Source organism: Tessaracoccus luoxuelianae, from assembly GCF_055326245.1.
Map to the genome: position 1 here is coordinate 321,977 of NZ_JBUZNO010000002.1, position 23,550 is coordinate 345,526.

Here is a 23,550-nt window from a genome sequence, read left to right on the forward strand (position 1 = left end):
GAAGCGGGAGCCCTCGCTCCGGCGGAATGGCACTGTGGGCTACCGACTCCAGGTCTACGCTCCCGGCATGGAACAAGCAGACTCACGGATCCGCAACCTCGCCGTCGGTCTGCCCGTCCGCGATGGTCACGTTCTCGTGCAGGAGTTCGGTGGGGCCGACGGCGAGCCTCCCTTTGTGCGTGCGATCGGTGGGGGAATCGAGTTCGGTGAACGCGCCGTCGAGGCCTTGAGGCGCGAGTTTCTGGAAGAGCTTGGTGTTGCGGTGACGGCAGCGGACTTGCTGGCCGTCACCGAGAACATCTTCACGTTCCTTGGCCGAGCTGGCCATGAGATCGTGCACATCTTCGCTGTGGAGTGCGCCGACCTGGAGGCCTGGCCGCTCGACGCGAGATTCAAAGTGATGGATGACGAGAGCGTCGTCGCGTGGCACCGACTAGAAGCCCTCGGCAGCGAAGGCCTCGCGTTCTACCCCGACGGTGCTTTGGACGCAGCCCTGTCACTCATTGATGGACCTACAACTGGGGACGGTCGGCGATGACGGCGGATGCTTCGGCGGTAGTGAGCCCTGACACCGAAGCCGTCGGCTCCGCGAGCAGCGGCTCCTGGTGGGTCACAGCACTCTTTGCCGCCACCTCATTCGTGGGGGCCTCACTCCTCTTCGTCGTGCAGCCGATGGTCGCACGCCTGGTGCTGCCCCAGTTCGGTGGTTCGGCCACGGTGTGGAGTACCAGCAGCCTCTTCTTCCAGGTGGTGCTGCTGATCGGCTACATCTACGCGCACACCAGCACACAGAAGCTCGGTCCCCGAATGCAGCCAGTTCTGCACGTGGGGCTCCTCCTCTTGCCACTCATGGTCCTTCCCCTGGCCTTGGCCGGCGGCGGACCGCCCGCTGACGCGTCCCCCATCCTGCGGCTGCTCTGGATCCTGGCGCTCACGATCGGGCTGCCGTTTGCGGTGGTGTCGACGACTGGCCCTCTTCTGCAACGTTGGTACTCCTGGACGGTCGGGCACCGGTCAGAGGATCCGTACTTTCTCTTCGCCACGAGCAACCTGGGCAGTTTTGTGGGGCTGCTGGCCTACCCCTTCGTCGTTGAGCCGTTGTTGACGCTCGATCAGCAGCGACTGGGGTGGTCACTCGGGTACGGGTTCTTCATGGTGCTGATGATTGGCTGCGGGGCGGTTGCACTGCTGAACAGGTCGCCTTATCTGTTGATCCGCGCTCAGAAGGACCCTGCCATCGCATCCGCTCGCGCGCGTATCCCCACCCGGCAGGTACTCATCTGGCTCGCTTTAGCCTTCATCCCCTCCAGTCTGATGTTGGGCGTGACGGCGCACATCTCCACTGATGTCGCGGCCGTTCCCCTGCTGTGGGTGGTGCCCCTGGCCATTTACCTCGCGACGTTCGTCGCAGCCTTCGCCAGGTCCTCGAGGCACGTCAGCCCCCGATGGCAGGTGGCTTCGGCATCGGCGGCCGTGGTGGCCCTCCTGGCGTGGTTCCCCTCGGGTGGGCTGCCGATATGGCTCCTGATCGTGGTGAACCTGTTGGTTCTTGCCATTGCTTCTTTCACCGCCCACGCGATGCTGGCGTCGTGGCGCCCGCCAACAGCTCACCTCACGTTCTACTACATCGTTGTGGCTGTTGGTGGGGCGCTGGGTGGGCTGCTGAACGGCGTGGTGGCGCCGCTGTTGTTCAACGCTGTGTGGGAGTACCCGCTCATTCTGGTGGGCACCATTGCCCTGGCATTTCCAGCGACTAGACCATCGGTGGGCGTCCTCAGCCGCCGGTACCACCCCGCCTTCGTCCACTTTCTCGAATTCGGGGTCACCCTTGCGATTCTTCTGGTCCTCACCGTCGCCGGAGCCAGTGCCATTGGATGGCAGCCGTGGCTGGTGACAGTCGTACCCCTGGGATGGATCGCCGCCGGTGTTTTGTTCAGCCGGCGACCGCTGGCGACGGCGGCGGCCGCCCTCGTCTTCGTGCTCATCCCGTCACTAGTCGGTGGTGAGATGTTGGTCCGCGACCGCTCCTTCTACGGGGCATACACAGTCCGGGAGCGGGACGGGTGGCGCCTCTTCTCGCATGGGACAACGCTGCACGGTCAGCAGGCCTTGGATGAGCGCCGGGCGGAGCCGTCGACGTACTACGCGCGCAGCGGACCGGTAGGGGACGCCTACTCGGTGTTGGAGGGCGCCTCGGACATCGCTGCCGTGGGGCTGGGTGTCGGAACGCTCGCGTCCTACGGGGAGCCGGATCAGCATCTCACCTTCTTCGAGATCGACCCCGACGTGATTGAGGTGGCGTCGAACCCCGACCTCTTCACCTTCCTCTCCGAGAGCGATGCGGCCGTCGACTTCGTCGTTGGCGATGGTCGACTGAGGATCGAGGAGCAACCCGACGCCTCCTACGACATGGTGATTCTGGACGCTTTCACCTCTGACGCCATTCCCGTGCACCTGCTGACGCAGGATGCCTTCGAGTCCTACGGCAGGGTCCTGAAGGAGGACGGACTCCTGTTGGTTCACGTGAGCAGTCGAGTCTTCGACCTTGAGCCGGTGGTCGCGGCTGGTGCAGACAAGCTGGGGTGGGGGGCGGTGATAGGGCGCGGCGAAAATGACGTAGCGACTGGCGCGACACGCAGCGAGTGGATCGCTGTCACAACGGATGAATCGAAGCTCAACCGACTTTTGGCCGACGACAAGTGGCACGCGCTCGACTCTCGACGAGTGGCCTGGACGGACAACTTCTCCTCGATCGTGACCGTCTTGCGGCGCCGCTGACTCGTGTCCCGAACAGCGACCCAGGCCGAGAGTCAATACGGGGGCGCGTGACGGACTGTGCAGGTCTGACATGCGGATCGGTACAGTTGAGCACTGCTGAGCAGAGGAGCGGCACGTGCGGGTGGTGGTGGCTATGTCGGGCGGCGTTGACTCCGCCGTCGCTGCAGCGCGCCTGGTGGCCGAGGGTCACGAGGTCACTGGCGTGTACCCGGCTCTCTCCAGGAACCGCCTCCTATCGCTCCGGGGCACGTGCAGCTGTCGCTCGAGGACTCGCACGATGCGCGCAGCGTCGCGGACAAGCTGGGCATCCCCTCTACGTGTGGGACTTTCGCCGAGTAGGTTCCACGTGGCTGTGGTGGAGGACGCCGTGGTGGCCGAGTATCGAGCCGGCCGCACCCAAGCCCTGCCTGCGCTGCAACGAGAAGTTCAAGTTCGCGGCGGTGCTGGACCGCGGCGTTGCACTTGGCTTTCGACGCCGTAGCCACGAGCCACTACGCGGACCTGCGCCGCCACCACGGCTCTTTCCAGGGCATCAGGTCGGCGATGCCCGCCTGCTGATTCCACAGCCTCATTTGTCGCCGCACGGTCCGTCCCACGGATGAGGTGCGGTCAGAAGAGCCCTGGCACAAACCTCTTTGTGTCTTTCATGTACGCCGCGTACTCAGGTATGTGCGCCGCGAGCAATCGTTCCTCCTGGACAGCCCGGTATGCCTGCAAAGCGGCAGCCAGGACCAGGATCGCCCATTTCTCCCAGGACGGCGTCAGCCAGACCGCGCCGCCGAGCGATGCGATCTCGCCGACGTAAAGGGGGTGACGAATGAACCGGTACGGTCCGGTGCGGACCAGCGCCCTGACTTGGGGCTCCACACCGAAGCTCCGCCGGAGTACGGCGAGCGAGTAGATCGAGAAAAATAGCCCGACTGATTGAAGAGAAACTGCGGCCGCCGATTGCCCGACGCTCACAGGATCACCCCCGATGAAAGCCAGGAGGAACGGCGCGAAGGTTCCGGCGTAAGCAGCAACACGTGGCAAGATCCGTTCGCTTTTTGCCTTGGCATCGCTACGGATGAGAAGCAGCAGGAGAGCCATGACGTAGAAGGCCAACAGCATCACGCGGTGAGAGACCCCGAGCAACTCAATCAGCCCGCCTGAGGAGAAGTCGGTGCCAGCGAACAATGAGATTGCGGACGCCAGGAACAGCAGGAAGAAGACCGGGACCATGAAGACCCGTTCCCAATCAACCTTGAGGAGCGTCGATTCGCTCACAGCTAGAACTCCCTTCGCTGGTGTGCTCACTGGGAGTGGACGGAGTCAGCTGCCGCAGCCTAGCTGAAGTTCCGGGGGGGCGATCGAATGAGGCTCAACTATCGGACGAAAGGGTGTTCACGGGCAGATCGGTAGAGTGGAGCCTGCGAAGCAGAGGAGCACAAAGTGCGGGTGTTGGTGGCCATGTCGGGCGGGGTGGACTCCGCCGTCGCTGCCGCGCGCCTGGTCGCCGAGGGTCACGACGTCACCGGCGTGCACCTCGCCCTGTCCAACAACCCCGCGTCCTACCGATCAGGCGCGCGGGGGTGCTGTTCGCTGGAGGACTCCCACGACGCGCGCCGCGTGGCAGACAAGCTGGATATCCCCTTCTACGTGTGGGACTTCGCCGAGGAGTTCCACGAGGCCGTGGTGGAGGACTTCGTCGCCGAGTATCGAGCCGGCCGCACGCCCAACCCCTGCCTGCGCTGCAACGAGAAGATCAAGTTCGCGGCCGTGCTGGACCGCGGCATCGCACTTGGCTTTGACGCCGTCGCCACGGGCCACTACGCGGACCTGCGCCGTCACGACGACGGGTCCGTCTCGCTTCACCGCGCGGCCGACGCTGCGAAGGATCAGTCCTACGTGCTCGGCATGCTTACTCAGGACCAGCTCCTGCGCTGCACATTCCCGCTCAACGACGTGGAGAAGCCGGTTGTGCGTGCCGAGGCGCAGGCGCTCGGGCTGGGTGTGGCGAAGAAGCCGGACAGCCACGACATCTGCTTCATCGCCGACGGCGACACCCAGGGATTCCTCGGCCGATACCTCAACGACGCTCCTGGCCCCATCGTCGATGCCGACGGCGCAGTGCTGGGGGAGCATCGCGGCACGCACCGCTACACCGTGGGCCAGCGCAAGGGCCTGGACCTGAGGGTGCCCGCACCGACGGGGGAGCCGCGGTATGTGCTGCGAATCGAGCCGGTAGGCAACACCGTCGTGGTGGGATCGCGGGAGGACCTTGCCGTCACCCGGTTGACGGCAATCCGGCCCTCGTGGACCGCGGAGGCCGCCGACGGTCCCTGGCGAGGGCAGGCGCAGTACAGGGCGCACGGGGTGCCGCAGGACGCGACCATTGAAGCCAGCGACGGCGGGTTGTCGGTCCTGTTGGATGAGCCTGGGCATGGGGTGGCGCCGGGGCAGACCGTCGTGGTCTACGACGGTGACCGCGTAGTGGGCAGCGCTGTGATCGCTGAGGCGCGCTGATGCTGATCACCGCTGCGGGCTCGCTGCCGGGTACGGACTTCAGGGGGGCTTTGGCCGCCATGGCCGAGACCCTGCCCGAGGTCATGCCGCTGCCGGAACTGCCGGAGCGGGGTGTGGGGTCGGACATGATTGGTCGCGCGCTGGGGCTCATCTCGGGGCTTGGCTTCGACGTGCAGCCGGCCGGCTGGCGTCTCTCGCCGCACTCGGGGGCTGAACACCGGAGGGCTCGCGCTCAGTGGCGCCAGGACCTTGACGACGCTGAGGAGCTTCTCCAAGGCTTCAATGGCGTGCTCAAGGTGGCCGTGGCCGGCCCGTGGACGCTGGCGTCCTCCGTCGAGCGGCCCATGGGCGACCGTCTCCTGGCCGATCACGGAGCCCGGCGTGAATTGGCGCAGGCGTTGGTTGAGGCTGTGTCCGGGTTGAGGGCCGAAGTGTCCCGGCGGGTGCCGGGTGCGACGCTGTGGCTGCAGGTGGACGAGCCGTCGATGATTGCCGTGGCCGAGGGGCGCGTGCCGACAGCGAGCGGGTTCTCGCGGCATCGTCGGGTGGACATGCCCGGCCTGGTGGAGGCGTTGCGGCCGCTGGCCGAAGCTGCCTGGCTGCACTGCTGTGCTCCTGGGCGGTGGCTGGAGGTGTCGCGGCGGGCCGGGTTTGCCGGGGCATCGGTGGAGGCTGCGCTGGTAGATCTCGACGAGTTGGCCCAGTGGCGGCATGAGCGTCGCGGGCTGATCCTCGGTGTGGTCGACACCGCGCGTGGACCACAGAGCACGGACGAGCTGGTGCGGGCTGCGCTCACGGTGTTGCGCGCCATCCAGGTGGATTCCCTCGATGGGCTGCTTCTCGGCACAGCGTGCGGAATGTCGGGGTGGCGCCGCGACGACGTGGTCCCGCAGCTGGAATCGCTGCGGAGGGCTGCTGGCCTCGTGGAGGAGTCGCAGTCGAGGGGGTGACAGCACGCGGCTCGCCTAAGCTGGGAGCGTGCGAATCTTCTCCAACCTGAACCTCAGCGGCGACGGCCCCGTGCGGACGCAGGTGGGGCGCGGTCCCTGGGGGCCGCCGGGGGTGCCTAGCACCCGGTGGAAGAAGATCCAGCGCATCCTGATCCCGTTCGTGGTGGTGGCGATCGGCGTGGGGCTGTTCTTCCTCGGGCGGATGTTCTACCTGATTCTAACGGGTTTCTGATCTGCCCCCACCGTGACGAGCAGGACGCCCTGGTAGTCGAACGGAATCCTCGCTCGTACATCGACAAGGCGAGCGGTGGGTTGGCTGCTACTCGATATCGACAAGCCTTCCCCATCCCAGAAGAGGATGGTCGTGTCCGAAGGTGCGATGGGTGAGCCAAAGCAAGATCCCCGCAGTGATTCCCATCAACCACACTGCCCACACCCCTGTGAACATAAAGACCGACGCCAATGCGACCCCTGCTACGCCCCACACCAACAACCTCACCACCTGCTCTGACAACGTCGTGACGCTCAGAAGAACGAGTCCCAGGACCAGATACCAGGGATGCAACGCCTGACCCCAGCTGACGGCCAGCAGTGAGCCCCATGCAGCGATCTGCATTGGCTGGGCGGTCCTGCGAAGCAGCAGCCAAACCAGGCACGCTGCCACCGCGGCCATGACGGTGTAGAGGGCAAGCTGGTAAACCCATGGTGAGTTGGCGCCGATCAGGCTGAGCAGCGTATTTGCACCGTGGCCAACTAGAAGTGCCGGGGATAGTGAGATCAGCTCAGGTACCGGGGATGCCTGAGCGTCTGACAAGAAGCGGGTCCAACCGAAACCTAGGCCGGTCCCCACTGAAAGGACCACAAACGTCGCGAACGCAACGGCTGCCGCGATCCCACTGCGCCAACTGAGGAGCCAGATCCGGTGCCATCCGGCGCTGGCCCTCAGTTGAGGAAGGATCGGCAGTCCTGCCACTGCCACGACAGCCAACGCCGCATAGGGCTTCACGCTGATCGCGAACCCGATCAGCATGGGCGCGAGGATGAGACTCGTAGACGGATGCGTGACACTCCGACTCGCCATCCACAGTGCCAGCACCACGATTCCTACGGCCAGGCCGTCAATGTGGGCGCCGCCAATGATGTGCATGATGAGCACCGGGTTGAGGATTCCGAACCATTCGGCCCATGTGCGCGAGACCCCCATAAAGTCGCACAGGAACGGAAGGAAGGTGACTGTCAGAGCGACTCCGAGGAGGGCGACCACTCGCTGGCCGACCATCCCCCAGTAGGGATGCAAGCCCCCGATCTCGACCCCAAGCCAACCGGCCAGCTGGGACAGAGGTGGGTAGCCGACGTAGTCACCTCCAACATAGAGGGGATCCACTGAGCCAACGTATGGGCCGCCCATGCTGCCGATTCCGGCCCGGCTAGTGTCGCCACCAGAGTGCAGGATCCAGCCCACATCGGCGTAGGCGAAGGGATCTGCGGTAAGCAGAGGCGGCGCGATGAGAAGCGGCAGTGACCAGAGAATGAGTACAGCTACAGCTGGCGGGCTGACCCTGTCATGCTGTGGCCGAAGCATCCACCACGCAGTGGTGAGCGTCATCGCGCCAAGCGCTAGTGCCAAGAAGGTGCCTCGAGGCGGGAGAAGGGCTCCAATCGCTCGGATGGGATCCCAGGGCCATCCTACGGAACTGTGTGAGAAGAGGTTGCCACTCGCTCCGAGGCTCAAGAGCGCAGTACCCGCAAGCCCGACAACTACGGGGAGCGAGATCGGGACCAGTGCCCTGACGTTCACCGCATCACTCCGGTCTTCCAGCGTCGTGGACATTATCGGGCCGTGCAGACTCGGCGGCGTACGCGACCTGGATTGCAGCGGCAACCTCGCCTGGGCGAGCTGTGTCGCTCACCCTCGGGAGGACAGTGCCGGGAAGGCCAGCCAGTGGCCCGTCGGCGCCACTGTCGACGCGCACCAGGAATGTGGGTCGCTGCATCGACCTGAAGTGGAGCCGGCCGACGTACTCCCCGAGCACGCCGACCGACAACATGATCGAACCGCTGAGTAGAGCGAGCAGCGACGCCAACGTCGTGAAACCAGGAACAGTGGTACGTCCGGCCCAGTACAGGAACAGAATGGAGATCAACACCCCAAAGGCGCCGATGGAGACAATCAGGCCCAGCCAGGTCACCAGCCTCAGTGGCAGGGTTCCGTAGCCGGTGACCATATTGAGTGTGTGGCGTAGGAGTTTTGAGAGGGTGTAACCAGACTTACCCTGCGAGCGTTCATCCATGGCCACCGCCACGCGTTCAACGCTCCGGGTGGTCCATGACAGGACGACGTCAAGCGACACGTACTGATCCGCGACGTGGGCAAAACCATCGCGAAGTTCAGTGCGGAAGGCACGGAATGCACTGACGTCTCGGCCGCTGGGCACACCCGAGAGCGCTAGACCTGTCTTGATCGTGCGCGACGCAAGGCTGCGGACGAGGCCATGCTCTTCAACGTCGGAGACCCCGTACACAAGGTCTATCATCGGGTTGTTGAGCGGCTCCAGAATTCTGGGCAGTTCTTCTGGACGGTGCTGCAAGTCATCGTCCAACGTCACGGTGACCTCATAGCGTGCCCGTCCAATGCCCGCGAGGAGCGCATTGTGCTGGCCGTAGTTGCGCCTTAGTAGCACCGCTCGAAGTTGGTCAGGATGGGCAACTGCGAGGTTGTGGGCGACTGTGTACGTGTCGTCGGGCGATCCATCGACCACCATGATGACCTCGAAGTCGGTCGCAACGCTGGGGAGGACCCGGAGCAGGCGTCCTACCAGGGCGGGGAGGGAGTCGCGGGAGCGGTAACAGGGTATGACGACAGAAACTCGCACGTACGCATTATCCTCACAGTCGTCGAGATTGCTGCCATCGGACTGCTGCGCCACGGCGAAGGGTTCTGTCCAGGACACGCGGATCTGGCGCGTCCGGCACAGGTAGGGTCGACGGCATGGCCGATGTCGATTTAGCCGAGCTCCGCGAGTTGGGATGGGTGCATCCTGCCCCGGCAAGCGATGGGGTGTATTACTTCGCCGAGGCGGGACGGGATCGGATCTCATATCCCGAGGAGGCCTTGGACTCGTTTGCGGTGGGCGGCGGCTCTGGTTTCTGGTTCGAGCATCGGGCGCAGGCGATCTCACGCGCGGTGAAGGAACACTCGGTCCGTTCGGTCTGGGAGGTCGGAGCCGGGACCGGCGCGGTCGGGCGCCACCTTAATTCGCTCCTCGGTGGTCGATACGTCGCCGTCGAGCCACTGGGCAAGGGAGCTAAGGCGTGCGCCGCTCAGGGACTCACAACCCTCTGCGGTACCTTTCAGGATCTGCGCGTACCTGATGGTTCCCTAGAGTGCATCGGCGCTTTCGATGTGCTGGAGCACTTGGACAATCCTCATGACCTGCTTCAGGAAGCTCGGCGGGCGCTCCGAAGGGGAGGGCTCTTCGTGGTATCCGTCCCAGCGTTCCAGTGGCTGTGGGGGAACGAGGACGTCGTCGCCGGGCATGTCCAGCGCTACACCAGGCAAGGTCTGCGGGAGCTGTTCCTCACTGCTGGTTTTGACCCGATCAGTACCGAGTACCTCTTTGCCACTCTAGTCCCCGTCGCCGCGATCACCAGGGCGGTCCCTTACCGACTAGGACTTCGACCATCATCGGAGCAGACGCTCGGGCGTCTGGAATCACAGCTGCAGGTCCATCCTGTGTTGGACCGGCTGGCTGCCCTGACGCTGCGAATGGAATCGCAAACGTCACGGCGCATCCCGCTGCCCTTCGGCCTGAGCGTAGTGGGGGTTTTTAGAGCTTCACCTCCGGGAGGGCGCTGACCTCCCGGCGCGGGCAGTCTCAAACTTGTGCTGCGCGTGGAATGATTGCGCGGTGGATCAAGTCATGTTCTCCAAGCCCCGTGCCGCCGGAATGGAGGAGCACAACCTGCGGGAGGTGCTCAAGTCCAACGTCTGGCATGGTGACGGACCATTCACGCAGAAGGCCACAGCGTGGCTGACACGTCGCACAGGTGCGGCCGGTTCCCTCCTCACCACATCATGCACGCATGCGCTTGAAATGGCCGCGATCCTCCTAAGGCTGGGGCCCCGAGACGAGGTGATCTGTCCCTCCTTCACCTTTCCGTCCACTGCGGCAGCGGTTGCCATCCGAGGCGCCACGCCTGTGTTTGTTGACGTTCAGCCGGACACGATGAATATAGATCCTCATTGCATAGAGGCTGCAATCACCTCATCCACGAGGGCCATTTTCGTCGTCCACTATGGCGGAGTCGCTGTCGACTTGGACGCCGTTCTGGAGTTGGCCCGTCTGCATGGTCTAGCCGTGGTGGAGGACAACGCCCACTCGTTGGGCGCCTACTTCCGCGGGAGGCACCTAGGTACGTTCGGCATCCTCGCTGCACACAGCTGGCACGACACGAAGAACGTCACCAGTGGTGAAGGGGGAGCGCTCCTCATCAACGATCTATCCTTACTGGCGAAGGCCGAGATCGTCCGCGAAAAGGGTACAAACCGGGCGGCGTTCTACCGCGGTGAAGTCGACAAGTATACCTGGGTGGGCCAGGGGTCTTCCTATCTCCCATCAGAGCTACTCGCAGCGGTACTCATGGCCCAGTTTGAGGGATTTGAGGAGATTCAGGTTCTGCGCCACCGCGTGTGGAACGCCTACGCCCATGAGTTATCCGCCTGGGCGGCTTTGAACGGCGTGCGGTTGATGCAGATTCCTCCAGATCGTGAGCACCCTGCCCATCTTTTCTACGTAATCATGGCGTCTCATCAGGACCAAGTTGGTCTCATCAGCCATCTTCGGGACCGCAATGTGGTGGCGGCGTTCCACTACCTACCACTGGACTCATCACCCGCCGGCTCCACGCTCGGCCGCACGCCAAGTCCCTGCACGGTGACGGCTGAGCAGTCAGCTCGCCTCGTTCGGCTGCCCCTTCATCCAGGATTGACACACTCTGATCTTCTCCGAGTCATCGAGGGCGTCGCCAGCTACCGGAGCGTCACGCAATGAGTTGGGCGGACTTGCAGGGCACTGGGATGTCAGCCTTCCACAGCCCCACGGACTCCGAGCGATTCGGGATCTCAATCGGGAGGGTCATCGTCGGGTACGAGAGTGCCGGATCATCCGGACAAGCTGAAGACTTGACGAAGCTGCTTAGCGAACGAAGCGAAGACCTTCTGATAGTTCGCTGGCCGGCCCGACTCGCGCATTTGGGATCAGCGGCTCACGGGTCTGGGCGATGGCTCCTTGCCGCTGACACGCTCTGCTACTGGGAAGTGGCGTGCGAGATACTCGGCGCACAACCGTTGAGCCACGAACCGGGCCTCACAGTTGTACGCCCACACGAGGCCGACGAGGCCAGCGCGAGAGCCGTCGAACGGGTCACAGAAAGCGCGTTCAGTGGCTACGGAAACCACTACACGGCGAACCGTCTACTGGATCCAGATTCTGCCCGCGAAGGCTACCGCGATTGGGCGCTTCGAACTCTATGGGATAATCCAAGGGGAATCGTCCTGCTCTCGCATGGGTCCGACCACGTAGGAATGGCCACGACGGCTGTCTCTCCGAACGGCAAGGATCTTGAGGTCCTCCTCGCTGGAATGACCGGTGCTGCGCAAGGGCGAGGCTGGTACCGTCACCTCCTCCGAGGTGTGGCTGAGATCGCCCACGAGAGTGCCGTCGACCGGATCATCATTTCTACTCAGGCTCACAACGTCCGCGCGCAACGGGCGTGGTGCGCGGCCGGATTCCGGCCTTTTGCCGCCGTGAGTACGATGCACGCTATGGTCGCGTCCCTGAAGGCAGAATCGACCGGCTCGCGCTACTTGTCAAACCGTTGATTGCTGTGGTTCATGCCGGAGCGAGTAGGACATACCCGGCATCCTGACCGACAGGCACCCAGCCAAGCTGATCCTCTAGGCCGCCGCGCAGAGGACTGTCTGCGGCGAGGATCGCCATATCCACTTCCCACTCGTCGATCGTTCCCTGCCAACCGGGGACCATTGCCTGTGTGTTGATGTAGGTTTCGAGATGGGATGGTTCGTACGCTTCGGTTAAACCGTCGACTACAGGCACAACTTGTCGGTGTTCCCATAGCAGCCAGCCACCGAGTGCATAGTCGTTGAAGATCACCGTTCCCTTGGGGAGAGCCCGGAGGTCGGAGTCGAGACCTGCTGGCACGTCCCCTGGCTCCGCCGCAACGCGGGGCAATGCGAGCGCGAGTGCGAGGAGACACAACGCGGATGCGCCCACAATGGCGAGACGCTCGCGACTGTCGGGATGAGACCTCGAGTGATGGGGTAGCCACGACTGCACCGTCTGAGCGAGCAGTGGCGCAATCAGAATGGCCCCCAATGTGACTGTCCGCGCACTGAGGACTGTCCACCCAACTGCCATCGCGATGAGCGCCACCTGCAGCCACTCGACCTTGGGCTGACGGAGTCTGGCGACCACGACCACCCCGATCAACGCAAGCGTTGTCGCGGGGAGGGGGTCGGTGAACGACGGTGGAGCCCACTCGACGATGTACTGGCTGATGCCCCGCACCGCGAAGGGTGCAGTGAGTAGCATAGGCCCAGTCGGAGTGAGGGCCGCGGCCACGGCGCTGACGACCGGAACTGCAAGAAGTCTGAAGCGATCCCGGCCTTCAACCCGACCATCGAAAATCAGACTTGCCGCGATGACGGCTCCGGTGACAGGGCCTACAAACCACATGCCGTGAGAACAGGCCCAGACCCAAGTCACTGGGATGAGCCACCAGCGAGGCTTGAGATCTGTAGCTGTGCTGTGCCAGGCCCACAGTGTGAGGATCAGAAATAGGTACGTGAGCATGTGGGGGCGTGGCGACAGGCTGCCGCTGGCTCCGAGGAAAGCGATCGACACCGCGAAGGCAGAAGAGAGTTCGCCAGCCTCCCGGCGGCAGAGAAAATAGAGCCCAATGACGAAGGTCAGCACGGTCAGCCCGAAGAGCAAGGCCACCCCGGGCAACCCGAAGAACTCGTGTGCCTGAGCCGCGACCACTTCGGTGAGCCACTGCGTAGGCACCCAATCCGCTGTTGCGTACGGCGTGAGCTGACCGGGATTCCGCAGCGAGCGTGGCCCCAGAAAGTCCTCGCCGAGGCGAAGGTGCCACCATACATCGGGGTCCTTCAGGGGTTGAAGCACTCGGTTGGTGGCCGCAGCAAGGAGTAGGGCCAGACCGCCGATGGGCAACCATCTTGGTAGGCCAGACCCAGACGCCGAGCGACCAGGTCCACCGGCGTCGTCCACCATGTCGTGCGTCATGACGTCGTATTCCATTCTCTCAGCTTCACCAACCGATGAGTTGTACCGCGGCTGGCGCACCCAGAACCCCAAGAATCATGAACGGCCCAAAGGCGATGTCGTTGTCTCGACCGATTCGCCTCGTGACCAACAGAACGATGCTGACCACGGCCATGCTGATGAAAGCCACCGCGATACCCGTCATGGCAAACTCTAGGCCCAGCCACCCTAGCGCTGCGCCGGTGGTCAGACCCAATTTGACGTCTCCCAGGCCGAACCCGTCGGGATTGGCATAGGCCACCATGAAAAGGATCGTCGCCGTCATGACAGCCGAGACCGCCGGCGGCCAGAGGCGTTGCCAGCCGAGTTGCTGCGCCGCTGGTAGGAGGAGGACGAAGAAAAGGGGGACTGGTGCGGTCGTCACGAGGTCGGGGAGTCTGTGTTCGGCGAGATCCACCGCAATCCCGGCGCCGAATGACACGGCTAGGATCAAGTATGCGGGGAGCACCGTCGTCTCAACTGTCACGATTGCCCAAACGCCGACCCCTCCGGCAGTTACCATCGCTACCCACCATAGTGCGGAATTGGCCAGATGACGTGCCAACAGGAGGGCTGCAACGGCCGCCGCAGTGACGGCCAAGAGGTCCAGACCCGTCGTCATCAGGTTCCACCTTCAGCGTCGCGGATAGATTGACGTGGTCCGTCGGAGCCTATCCCATGATTGGGAACAGCGTCTCCATCACCGAGATGACTGCGGGACCAAGAATAACGATGAAGACGACTGGCAGAATACAGAGGATAAGTGGGAAGACCACCTTGACCGGAATCTCCATGGCCTTGCGTTCGGCGCGCTGACGGCGCGCGAGCCGCATCTCGTCCGCCTGCGAGTTCAAGACGTCGGCCAAGGGAATTCCGTATGACTCCGCCTGGATGACAGTGCGCACAAATCGCCGCAGCGGAACCGAACCGGTGCGCTGTGCAAGGTCCTCGTAGGCGTTGCGGCGACTCTGGCCAACCTGAATATCCTGCATGGTGCGGATCAGTTCCTGCGCCAACACCCCCCTGCCGTTGCGCGCCACCCGCAGCATGGCGGCGTCGAAGCCCAGGCCCGCCTGAACGGCGATGCTCATCTGATCCAGCGTGTCGGCCAACTCAAGGTCGATCTGTTCCCGACGCTTCTGGTAGGCGTTGAGGAGCAGCGTATCGGGCAAGAAGAACACCCCGATTGTGAGTGCGACGCCCAGGAGCAAGAGGAGGATAGAGCGCCCATTCGTCCAAAGCAGAAACATAAGCACGCCGGTGAGGATCGCCCCTAGAACCTTGATGGACAGCAACTGGTCCACCGTCCAGCCACCGGGAAAGCCGGCTCTCGCAAGAGCCCGCTCCAATCGCCCGCGGCGCTCAGGTGAATCGATGAACTGCGCGACCCGGAAGTTGCCCTGTTGACGACGAGACGTCGTAGGGGTGGGCTGTGAGCCACGCTGAAGGTTAGCCACCGCACGAGCACGCACAGGGTCGGGGCCCGCGGCCACCATCCAGATGAGTGAGCCAAGACCGATGGCCAGCGCAGCAACAGCGACCAGTAGCGACGTCATGGGGATGCCTAGAACTTGATCTGGACGGTCTTGTGCAGCCAGTAGCTGCCGACCGACAAGAGCAGCACCGCCACGGCGAGCATGAGCCAGCCGACCGGATGCGTGAACAACTTGTTGAGGTACCCAGGGTTCACAAAGAGCAGCAGCGCGATGATGACGAACGGAAGCGCCACGAGAACGATGGCGGACAATCGCCCCTCGGCGCTCAGCGAGGCGACCTGGCGCCTTAACTGGGCACGCTCGCGAATGGTGTGGGCGACCCCATCCAAGACATCGGCCAGATTCCCGCCCACCTCGCGGTTGATCGCCACGGCCTGCGCAATCCAGGAGAAGTCCTCACTCTTCATCCGGGATGCCGTGTTCTCCATGGCGTCCCACAGTGGACGCCCGACCCGCAACTCGTTCGTGATGCGGGTGAACTCCTCCGCAGTGGGTGAGCCGGCCTCGCGCCCCACCGTGGCCATTGCCTGGGTGAACGAGTATCCAGACCTGAGGCTCCCGCCCAACATCTGAGCAGTCTCGTCCAGCTGAAGGGCAAAGGCAGAGCGGCGTCGTTCGGCCTTCATGTAGACGACGGCTGCAACGGTGACAGGAATGAGAACTGTTAGCAGCAGGGCCAGCGCGACACGACCGAGGACAATGCCCACAGCGGCCGCGGCGATGACCGCGCAAACGACCAACACCACCAGCTGCCCGGCCGGCATCCTGATACCGGCCACATCGAGACGCTCGCTCAGGGTGAGGCCTCGGCGTCCCAGGAGTCGATCTGCCCCCCGGGTTGCGGCGGCTGCCATCCCGGCAAGAGGAGTGGGCCGCTCGGTCGTTCCAGGGCGTCGACGATGAAGAGGCACGGCCCGTGCGTTGGGCCGTAAAAGCAACCACATAGCGATGGAGAATGCGGTGCCCGCCAACAGGGCCGCGACGGCTAGAAGGGAGGGAGACTGCATCATCGGATCCGAAGGTCTGTACCGAACACGCGCGGTGAAAGCATGATGCCGAGATCGGCAAACCGATCCGTGAACTGTGGCCGCACTCCCGTGGGCACAATGTGGCCGAGGAATCGCCCGTCCCTGTCGACGCCGGCGGAGTAGTCGAATAGGAAGGCGTCCTGCATGGTAACCGTCTGACCCTCCATGCCGTGCACTTCCGTGAGGGCAACGATTCGCCTAGTGCCATCGCGAAGACGGCCCAGCTGCACGATGAGATCGATCGAACTCGCAACCTGCTCGCGGATGGCCCGGAGCGGCAACTCCATTCCCGCCATGAGCACGAGCGTCTCGAGCCGGGCGAGGGCATCGCGAGGTGAGTTCGCGTGAATGGTGGACAGCGACCCGTCATGGCCCGTGTTCATTGCCTGCAACATGTCCAAGGCTTCGGCTCCGCGCACCTCGCCGACGATGATCCTGTCCGGCCGCATGCGAAGCGCGTTGCGAACCAGGTCCCGGATGCTCACCTCGCCTTTGCCCTCGATATTGGGAGGGCGGGACTCAAGACGAACCACATGTTCCTGTTGGAGTTGAAGCTCCACCGCATCCTCGATTGAGATGATGCGTTCTCCCTGGGGAATGAATGATGATATGACGTTGAGCAGTGTCGTCTTGCCGGTGCCTGTGCCGCCGGAGATAAGGATATTGAGACGTGCCTTGACGCACGCTGCGAGAAGTTCGGCGATCTCGGGCGACATCGTGTCGAGCCGAATGAGATCCGGAATGGTGAGTGCATCGTGGCTGAACTTGCGAATTGTCAGCGTCGATCCGCTGAAGGCCAGCGGCGGAATGATGGCGTTGACGCGGGAACCGTCTTCCAGTCGCGCGTCTACGAGTGGCGAGGACTCATCGATGCGCCGGCCCATCCGCCCCACGATGCGGTCGATAATCTGGCGAAGGTGCGCCTCGTCGCGGAAGGTGGCATCAGAGCGGTACAGCCGTCCTCCATGCTCCACATAGATATTGTGGGGACCGTTCACCATGACTTCGGTGACCGATGGATCAGCGAGCAGGCCTTGGATTGGACCGAGACCCAAAACATCGGACTGGACCTCCTCGACGAATCGCCGTCTCTCGGCACCGGTCATGGCCAGACTCTGACCCTCGATGACTGCGCCGAGTTCCTGCTGCACTAGTTGCTGCAGTTGCTCATCCGTGAGCGATGAATCAGAGAGACGCGTGCCAAGTCGCTCGTACAGTGTTGCGGTGGTCTTCTCCTTGAGCGCCCGCATTGCATCCTGCGCGGGCACACCGGTCGACGAACGTCCTGCCATCGAGAGGGAGGTGTTGGGAGGTTGATCCCTTGACGCTCGCGCGGCCAGCGACATCCCGTTGGGTTGGGGAGCCCCTTGGAGGTTGGCGAGCGAAGGTGGCGATGCCGGCGAGTCTGGAAGATCGTCTGAGCCCGATTTCAAGAGCGATCCGACAGCATCAGGTGGTTCCGGGGCCAAAGGCACTTCGCCTCTGGCCGCCCGGAGCCGATCAGCGAGGCCCATTATCTGTCCCCTTGGCGCGTGCGCCGAACAGTCGGCCCTTCGGCTTCTCATGAGGGCGACGGGCGATCGTGTCGACAAGCGTCGCAAGGTGCCTGCTGATGGGATCCTTGCCTCGGCTCTGCAGGAGTGGGATGCCCTGGTTGACCGAAATGGGAACAACCTTCGATGTCGGCAGGGCGACATCGACCTTGGCGTTGATAGTGGCCTCCACGTCCGACACGCTGATGCCCCGGGAGTTGTCGGCGAAGTTGAGTACAACATGGCGAGACTCCAATAATAGCGCCAGTTGACTCAGAGTCTCGATCTCCTTGCGCAGGCCCCTGACCCCTGGCACGTCAAGGCCCGTGACTAAGACAAGCTCGCCAGTCTGATCGAGGGCCGCAAGCGTGTGCTCCGAGAGACCGGGGGAGGTATCCACCACGACGAAAGCGAAGGACTGGGCGAGGGTGCGCAGCAGCGCCGACACGTCATCTACGGTGACCGCGTCCGCCGCGGCAGGCGAGTCAGACCCTGGCACGACCCACAAGCCGCTTTCGTGCCTCGTCAGGTAGGTCTTTAGCGCCAAGGCGTCGCCGCTGACCGCCGACTTGACGGTGTCTGGCAGGGTGTAAACCGGAGTGAGATTCAAGGCGCTCGCCACGTCGCCGAAGTGGAGGTCCAGATCTACGAGGACCACAGCTTCCGGCGTGATCTGGGCCAGACCAACGGCGATGTTGGTGGCGACTGTGGTCTTGCCCACTCCGCCCTTTGGTGACGCCACGGTGACTACTCGGCCACGTTTGATCGGCTGTGCGTTCCCCGCGATGGGGGCCTGGCGATGCCGGGCAATCGCTTCGCGCAGCTCTTCGCTGCCCGCGTCGGGGGAGATCATGTCCTTGGCTCCCGAACGCATGGCGGGGAGCGCCAGTGCCACCGGATCGGCGGTGACAAGAACAACCGACAGACCGAATCGGTCCTTTGCCCACTCCGCGACAGCCAATGCACCCTGGGGATCGTTGTCGGCCTCCAGAAGGACGAGTTCGGGGGGCGGCGTCGCGCTCATGGCCCGGGCCAGCGCGTCCGGATCCCGGAGTTCACCTCCCGTGAGCGCCACCAGCTGTCCGCCGGTAGCTATGGTCACCTGATCGACCAGGCGGGCGTTGCGCGCCACCACAAGCACGGCGCTCATGAGGCCACGTTCTCGGCCGTGACCTGCTTGGTGCCCTCCACCAGAGATGTCTCGCGCTCAAGTGTCAGCCACATGGACGCGTGCTCCGCGACCCAGACGATGCGCTCAGCATCCACAGCTGTCACAGCAAAAGTCACGAACTGCGATCCGGCAGGCGGAGCGTTCTCGCCGGCCGCTTCATCCGGCTGGGTTGCCTGGATTCGCGACACGAGCACGCGGTGCAGGATCGTCTCTGTGGTGGCTCCCTCGCCCTGTGACATCACGATGCCCACAGTGTTCCCAGCCTCGAGCCGCCCCCCGATGACGCGGTCTGGGGGGAGGACCACCGTCAACTGAACAAACTCCTGCGGAATCTCGATCTGGTCATCCGTGAGGTCCTCCACCGCGACGAAACGAGCCGTCAATAATTGCTCGCCCGGGTAGAGCGTTGTCGAGGCGACGAGGTCAGCGATTGGCGTCAGATCGTCGAGTGCCCCGGGAGCTACCGATGTGGCTGGAAGTTCTCGCAGCTCAATATTGGTGCCCAGGGTCACAGGAGTGCCGACAGGAATCTCCTGTGTGACGACGAACACGTCAGTCGGTTCAAGTCGGGCCATGGCTCGCTCGTCGGCATTCTGGACGTAGACGGCGACCAGCGCGATGCCGATCAGGGTGAGCAGGCTGGCAACGATCGCGGCGATGACTCGTCGTGTCATGGAGTTGTCTCGGCATCCTTCTAGGCAGTTACTGTGTGAGCTTTACGGCGGTGGATCCGGGAACGGACACGTCACCCATATCGACGTCGCCGACCGCCACCCGCGTTCCGAGGCGACCCGCGATGAACTTGCCGTCGGGGGACGAACTACTTGCGGTGCACTTGTCATCAGGCACATAGAACCAACCCTGGCCCTTATTAAGACAGTAGGTCTCGACGGTGAAATGCACGTAAGCCACGATTGTGAAGACCCCACCCGCCCCGGTTCCCGCGGCGTTGGAGTAGAGGGGGATGAGTACGGTCCGGTTTTCAAGGTCAGAGAGCAAAGCCTTGCAGGCTGCACTGGATCCGGCCACCGGACCCGCGCCTCCCGGATCGCTGGGCGCCCCAATGTCCAGGCCAGTGTCCACCAGACACTTCTCAGTATCGCTAACGGTCAGCCAACCAAACCCCCCCGGAATGATGTGAGGGCCCGAAGTGGCGTCCGAGCAGGGGACCACGACGTCTTTCCCGGCCGGGTCCTTCTTCTTGATCTCGAAGCGCACCGAGTCTGGCGAGTCGATCAGCTTCACCGCGCAGTCCGATATCGTCAACGGCAAGACACGTCCCCCGGTGATGTCCCCGTACGTGGCGGTGGCGCACGCACTCACATCAGTAGCGTCCTGACCTAGGACGGGAGCGAACCAATGGTCGCGGCGGGTCGCGACGGTGACTGACACCGACTGGGCCAAAGGTGTGCCGAGACAGGTGAGGTCGTGTACGACTTGGATACCATCCGCGCCAAGCTTGATGTTCGCGTCCCGCTTGTTGCCCTCGGCGTAAGTCCGTGCCTCGCCCGGCTCATCTGCCTCGCAGGCGCCGTTGGCGCAGCTTTGAGCCAATGCGAGCGCAGCGGCATCCGCGCCGTTCTGCACTTCCTTCCTGTCCATCCAAAGGGCGCCGACGTCGACAGCAATGGCCGTGAAGCCGACCAAAGAAACCATCAGAACAGCCACAAGCGCCGCGACAGCGCCGCGCTCACTTCTTATCCTCCGCATCGCATTTCCCCCACTCCGTTGGCTGTGAAAGTCGGATTGATGAAAGTGAAGAAGCCGGTTAGCGACGTATACTTGTACTCGACCGTTACAGTTGCACGACTCCCTATGGGACACGCATCAGGGACATCCACGAGCGTCGCGGTCCTACCTGTCGTGTCTTTGAAGGTGCTTGTTGCAGCAGCGACGGCCTGGGACTTGATCTGAGAGATGGCCATGTCTCGCGCTCCCTCGCGCGCTGCTCCAGCGGCCGATGCGTTTAGGAACATCAGAAAGCCAAACTCGACCATTCCCATCAGCAGAATCAGCAGCACCGGCACAACCAACGCGAACTCCACCGCTGCGGCGCCGTGATTGTCCCGGTGTACCACCACTGCCCCCTCGACAAGTCGCGAATAGCGTCGGGGAGGCGGGCGACTGCCAGCCTCCCCGAGCGAGATCAGGGGTTGACCTTGACTGCGATGTCGCTGAACAAGGTGCTGAGGTTCTTGCCGAGCAGAGTCACGGCCGCGATGATGACGACCGCGATGAGCGCGACCATGATGCCGTACTCGACGGCCGTGGCGCCCTTGGTCTTGTCGGCGAAACGACGACCGACGACGTGGAGGAGGGCGGTGAGGTGGGCGTACAGTGCAACCATGACGGTTGCCCCCTTTCGTGGTGAAGGCCAGGGGAGAAGTCCCCAAAGGGGTACAAGTCACTGCGTCCCCCGTGGGCTAAAGTTAGGGCCCGGTTGGCCGTTCGTCAACTTCAATATCGCGCGCGTAGCGTGCCGTGGACAGGCGTTCAAGTTCGGGGGAGATGTGCAGAGAGCCAGGGTTCTGGTCGCGGTCCTTGTCGGACTACTATTGGCTGTAGTAGGAGGGGTTCCGGCGGCGGCCGAAGAAAATCTTGACGCCATCGCCGCGACACTCGGCATCGAGGACCAGGCCACCGACTACATCCTCATCGTCGACACCTCGCTCTCCATGCAGGAGGAGGGCCGCTGGGGGCGCGCCCGAGACGCCCTCTCCGGCCTCGCGGATTCACTCACGCCGGATGACCACGTCACCCTCATCACATTCGACGACGGCGCCGAGACGGTCTTCGAGGGCGACGCGCCAAGTACCAACACCCTCCTGGGCGCACTGCCCGACGAACCCACCGGTGACCAGACCGACATCGGCGCCGCCATCAACGAGGGCGTCGACGCGCTCAACCGCGACGGCGCCTCCGATGTGGCCGCCTTCGTGCTCCTCACGGACGGCGAACTGGACGCGGCAGACGACTCAGACTTCGTCACCACCGACGCCCCGGCCTGGGGAGACCTCCGCACCCGCGCCGGCGAGGCCACCGCGGAACGCCAGGTGGGCGCCTTCGCGCTGTCGCTCGGCCCAGAGTCCGACGCTGGCCTCCTCACCCAGGTGTTCCCTAACGCCCAGGTGGCTACCCCGGATGACATCGTCGGCTTCCTCTCCGGCCTCACCGACGAGATCACCCGCTTCCGCGTTGGCGAGATCCTGGCGCCCGAGCTTGAGCAGCCGGTCACCGTGACGCTGAGCGAGCCCACCGTCGACGGCGCCACCGCGACACTCACCGCCACCTGGACCTCCACCACCACCAACCTCCCCACCAGCGTGGCCGCCGTCCAACTGTCGCCGGCCATTGAGGGAGCCGCCGTCGGCATGGACCCCGCGACACTCGACCTGACGCCTGGTCAGGAGCAGACCAGCACCATCACGTTGGCTCTGCCACCGGGCACGGACGCCGCCGTCGCTCTCACCGCGACAGTCACGTCCCCATGGCAGGCGCAACTCGCGCCGCTCGGGCTGGCGCAGGAACTCACAGCCACGTCGGCCCCCGTCCAGCTGACCATCGCCGACGCGCCCGTCGTGTCGCCGTCGGCTGAGGCGTCAGTCGCACCGGATGCCAACGGCGCAGAGGAGCCCAGCCCTCTTGCCGCACTGCACTCCTGGGCAATCCCTGCCGCGATAGCGGCCCTCGCTTCGGTCGTCATCCTCGCGCTCGTCGTCGCCGCCATCCGCAAGCGCATGCCGCAACTCGACGGCTCGCTGGCCCTCATCACCCCCGAGGGTGAGGTTGTCGATGAGTTCCTCGTCACCGGCCCCTCCTCCAGCACCCAGCGCGGCGGGCTCACTGTCAAAGCCAAGCCCGGCAAGGACACCTCCATCCGGATTAAGGGTCGCCAGGGCAAGGAGACCTTCACCGCGACTCTCGCAGACGGCGAACAGCTCAAGCTCCCAGACGGCACCACCCTGCGCTACACCACGGAGCGCTCGCGGATGCTGGAGATGATCAACTCCACCGGGCCCGAGGTGCCGCCACGAGGCTGATGGGCCGTGTCCGAGTCCCTGCATAGGGTCCAGGGGGTTTCGACGCAGCTGCGGGCGCTTCGCGCCGCGGCTGGCTCAACCAACGGTGGGAGCGGCTCAACCGGCGGGGAGGGGCTCGAACCCCCGTGGACGGGCCGTGTCTGAGTCCCTGCACAGGCCGCGGGTCGGTTTCGACGCGGGCTGCGCCGCTTCGCGGCTTGGGCCGGCTCAACCAGCGTCGGTGGGAGGCGGTTCGACCAGCGGCGGGAGGCGGTTCAGCTTGCGGGGGAAGCGGGCCAACCGGCGGGGAAAGTGCGTGAACAGCGGTGGAAGGCGGCCCAGCCAGCGAAGAAGGCGCCGAGCACCCGCACCCGCTGGGTCCTAAGATGGGGAGAGCCGCCGCCGCGGCACCCCGTCGACCTGAAGGAGCACCGTGGGTATCACCGCCGACGACGTGGCCCGGCTGGGCGCGCTGGCCCGCATCCAGCTCACCCCCCAGGAGTGCCAGGACCTGGCGCCCGAGCTCAACGTCATCCTCGAGTCCGTCCGCAGCGTCTCCGAGGTCGCCGGCCCGGACGTGCCCATGGCCACCCACGCCATGCCGCTCACCAACGTGTTCCGCGACGACGTGACCACCCCGTCGCTCACCCAGCAGCAGGCGCTCTCCGGCGCCCCCGACAGCGAGGACGGCCGCTTCCGCGTCCCGCAGATCCTAGGGGAGGAGTGAG

Annotated in this window: 24 protein-coding genes; 11 read left to right on the top strand and 13 right to left on the bottom strand. The window is 64.1% G+C overall.

The window, feature by feature from the left end; translation table 11 throughout:
- Positions 1-34: 34 nt before the first annotated feature.
- From ACZK39_RS04170 to ACZK39_RS04180, 3 genes are all read left to right on the top strand, one after another.
- Positions 35-538: an NUDIX domain-containing protein gene (locus tag ACZK39_RS04170; RefSeq protein WP_463612596.1), complete on the top strand. Its 504-nt coding sequence runs from the start codon at positions 35-37 to the stop codon at positions 536-538.
- A 20-nt stretch (positions 539-558) separates the two neighbouring features.
- Positions 559-2,778, top strand: a complete 2,220-nt coding sequence (locus ACZK39_RS04175; protein ID WP_463612597.1) for a fused MFS/spermidine synthase — start codon at positions 559-561, stop codon at positions 2,776-2,778.
- 133 nt (positions 2,779-2,911) lie between these two features.
- Complete coding sequence (locus ACZK39_RS04180; protein WP_463612705.1) at positions 2,912-3,259, top strand: hypothetical protein; 348 nt, start codon at positions 2,912-2,914, stop codon at positions 3,257-3,259.
- 128 nt (positions 3,260-3,387) lie between these two features.
- On the opposite strand, the gene ACZK39_RS04185 is transcribed toward ACZK39_RS04180, so the two are convergent.
- On the bottom strand, positions 3,388-4,044 hold the full coding sequence (locus tag ACZK39_RS04185; RefSeq protein ID WP_463612598.1) for a methyltransferase family protein: 657 nt from the start codon (positions 4,042-4,044) through the stop codon (positions 3,388-3,390).
- 165 nt (positions 4,045-4,209) lie between these two features.
- Here ACZK39_RS04185 and mnmA point away from each other — a divergent pair, with 165 nt between their 5' ends.
- The 3 genes from mnmA to ACZK39_RS04200 are packed head-to-tail and all read left to right on the top strand — an operon-like array spanning position 4,210 to position 6,465.
- Positions 4,210-5,283: a tRNA 2-thiouridine(34) synthase MnmA gene (gene mnmA / locus ACZK39_RS04190; RefSeq protein WP_463612599.1), complete on the top strand. Its 1,074-nt coding sequence runs from the start codon at positions 4,210-4,212 to the stop codon at positions 5,281-5,283.
- Positions 5,283-6,233, top strand: a complete 951-nt coding sequence (locus tag ACZK39_RS04195; protein ID WP_463612600.1) for a uroporphyrinogen decarboxylase/cobalamine-independent methonine synthase family protein — start codon at positions 5,283-5,285, stop codon at positions 6,231-6,233. Before mnmA ends, ACZK39_RS04195 begins: the two co-directional genes overlap by 1 nt.
- Positions 6,234-6,261: 28 nt before the next feature.
- Positions 6,262-6,465: a hypothetical protein gene (locus tag ACZK39_RS04200; RefSeq protein WP_463612601.1), complete on the top strand. Its 204-nt coding sequence runs from the start codon at positions 6,262-6,264 to the stop codon at positions 6,463-6,465.
- An 87-nt stretch (positions 6,466-6,552) separates the two neighbouring features.
- Here ACZK39_RS04200 and ACZK39_RS04205 read toward each other — a convergent pair whose 3' ends face one another.
- Both ACZK39_RS04205 and ACZK39_RS04210 read right to left on the bottom strand, forming a co-directional pair.
- Positions 6,553-8,064: an MptA/MptB family glycosyltransferase gene (locus ACZK39_RS04205; protein ID WP_527252179.1), complete on the bottom strand. Its 1,512-nt coding sequence runs from the start codon at positions 8,062-8,064 to the stop codon at positions 6,553-6,555.
- Positions 8,036-9,160, bottom strand: coding sequence for a glycosyltransferase (locus ACZK39_RS04210; RefSeq protein ID WP_463612603.1), 1,125 nt, complete (start codon positions 9,158-9,160; stop codon positions 8,036-8,038). The genes ACZK39_RS04205 and ACZK39_RS04210 overlap by 29 nt, the downstream gene beginning before the upstream one ends.
- Before the next feature lie 62 nt (positions 9,161-9,222).
- Here ACZK39_RS04210 and ACZK39_RS04215 point away from each other — a divergent pair, with 62 nt between their 5' ends.
- The 3 genes from ACZK39_RS04215 to ACZK39_RS04225 all read left to right on the top strand — a co-directional run bounded on the left by ACZK39_RS04215 (position 9,223) and on the right by ACZK39_RS04225 (position 12,114).
- Positions 9,223-10,089 carry a class I SAM-dependent methyltransferase gene (locus ACZK39_RS04215; RefSeq protein WP_463612604.1) on the top strand — a complete coding sequence of 289 codons (867 nt, stop codon included), beginning with the start codon at positions 9,223-9,225 and terminating at the stop codon, positions 10,087-10,089.
- Between the two features lie 64 nt (positions 10,090-10,153).
- On the top strand, positions 10,154-11,284 hold the full coding sequence (rffA, locus tag ACZK39_RS04220; RefSeq protein WP_463612605.1) for a dTDP-4-amino-4,6-dideoxygalactose transaminase: 1,131 nt from the start codon (positions 10,154-10,156) through the stop codon (positions 11,282-11,284).
- 26 nt (positions 11,285-11,310) lie between these two features.
- Positions 11,311-12,114 carry a GNAT family N-acetyltransferase gene (locus ACZK39_RS04225; protein WP_463612606.1) on the top strand — a complete coding sequence of 268 codons (804 nt, stop codon included), beginning with the start codon at positions 11,311-11,313 and terminating at the stop codon, positions 12,112-12,114.
- A gap of 10 nt (positions 12,115-12,124) precedes the next feature.
- On the opposite strand, the gene ACZK39_RS04230 is transcribed toward ACZK39_RS04225, so the two are convergent.
- From ACZK39_RS04230 to ACZK39_RS04275, 10 genes are all read right to left on the bottom strand, one after another.
- Positions 12,125-13,573 carry a hypothetical protein gene (locus tag ACZK39_RS04230; protein ID WP_463612607.1) on the bottom strand — a complete coding sequence of 483 codons (1,449 nt, stop codon included), beginning with the start codon at positions 13,571-13,573 and terminating at the stop codon, positions 12,125-12,127.
- 10 nt (positions 13,574-13,583) lie between these two features.
- Entirely contained in the window at positions 13,584-14,198 is a 615-nt protein-coding gene (locus ACZK39_RS04235) for a prepilin peptidase (RefSeq protein WP_463612608.1), read from the bottom strand.
- 49 nt (positions 14,199-14,247) lie between these two features.
- Complete coding sequence (locus ACZK39_RS04240; RefSeq protein ID WP_463612609.1) at positions 14,248-15,132, bottom strand: type II secretion system F family protein; 885 nt, start codon at positions 15,130-15,132, stop codon at positions 14,248-14,250.
- 8 nt (positions 15,133-15,140) lie between these two features.
- A complete protein-coding gene (locus ACZK39_RS04245) occupies positions 15,141-15,926 on the bottom strand; it encodes a type II secretion system F family protein (RefSeq protein WP_463612610.1) in 786 nt (261 codons plus the stop codon).
- A 152-nt stretch (positions 15,927-16,078) separates the two neighbouring features.
- Positions 16,079-17,392: a TadA family conjugal transfer-associated ATPase gene (locus tag ACZK39_RS04250; protein ID WP_463612611.1), complete on the bottom strand. Its 1,314-nt coding sequence runs from the start codon at positions 17,390-17,392 to the stop codon at positions 16,079-16,081.
- Between the two features lie 208 nt (positions 17,393-17,600).
- A complete protein-coding gene (locus tag ACZK39_RS04255; protein ID WP_463612612.1) occupies positions 17,601-18,782 on the bottom strand; it encodes a CpaE/TadZ family protein in 1,182 nt (393 codons plus the stop codon).
- Complete coding sequence (locus ACZK39_RS04260; protein WP_463612613.1) at positions 18,779-19,477, bottom strand: Flp pilus assembly protein CpaB; 699 nt, start codon at positions 19,475-19,477, stop codon at positions 18,779-18,781. Before ACZK39_RS04260 ends, ACZK39_RS04255 begins: the two co-directional genes overlap by 4 nt.
- Before the next feature lie 28 nt (positions 19,478-19,505).
- Positions 19,506-20,513: a pilus assembly protein TadG-related protein gene (locus ACZK39_RS04265; protein ID WP_463612614.1), complete on the bottom strand. Its 1,008-nt coding sequence runs from the start codon at positions 20,511-20,513 to the stop codon at positions 19,506-19,508.
- On the bottom strand, positions 20,501-20,884 hold the full coding sequence (locus ACZK39_RS04270) for a TadE/TadG family type IV pilus assembly protein (RefSeq protein ID WP_463612615.1): 384 nt from the start codon (positions 20,882-20,884) through the stop codon (positions 20,501-20,503). The genes ACZK39_RS04265 and ACZK39_RS04270 overlap by 13 nt, the downstream gene beginning before the upstream one ends.
- Before the next feature lie 65 nt (positions 20,885-20,949).
- Complete coding sequence (locus ACZK39_RS04275; protein ID WP_463612616.1) at positions 20,950-21,150, bottom strand: Flp family type IVb pilin; 201 nt, start codon at positions 21,148-21,150, stop codon at positions 20,950-20,952.
- A 208-nt stretch (positions 21,151-21,358) separates the two neighbouring features.
- On the opposite strand from ACZK39_RS04275, the gene ACZK39_RS04280 reads away from it, so the two are divergent.
- On the top strand, positions 21,359-22,843 hold the full coding sequence (locus tag ACZK39_RS04280; RefSeq protein ID WP_463612617.1) for a vWA domain-containing protein: 1,485 nt from the start codon (positions 21,359-21,361) through the stop codon (positions 22,841-22,843).
- Positions 22,844-23,255: 412 nt separating this feature from the next.
- Positions 23,256-23,549: an Asp-tRNA(Asn)/Glu-tRNA(Gln) amidotransferase subunit GatC gene (gene gatC, locus ACZK39_RS04285; RefSeq protein WP_182799872.1), complete on the top strand. Its 294-nt coding sequence runs from the start codon at positions 23,256-23,258 to the stop codon at positions 23,547-23,549.
- Position 23,550: the final 1 nt, after the last annotated feature.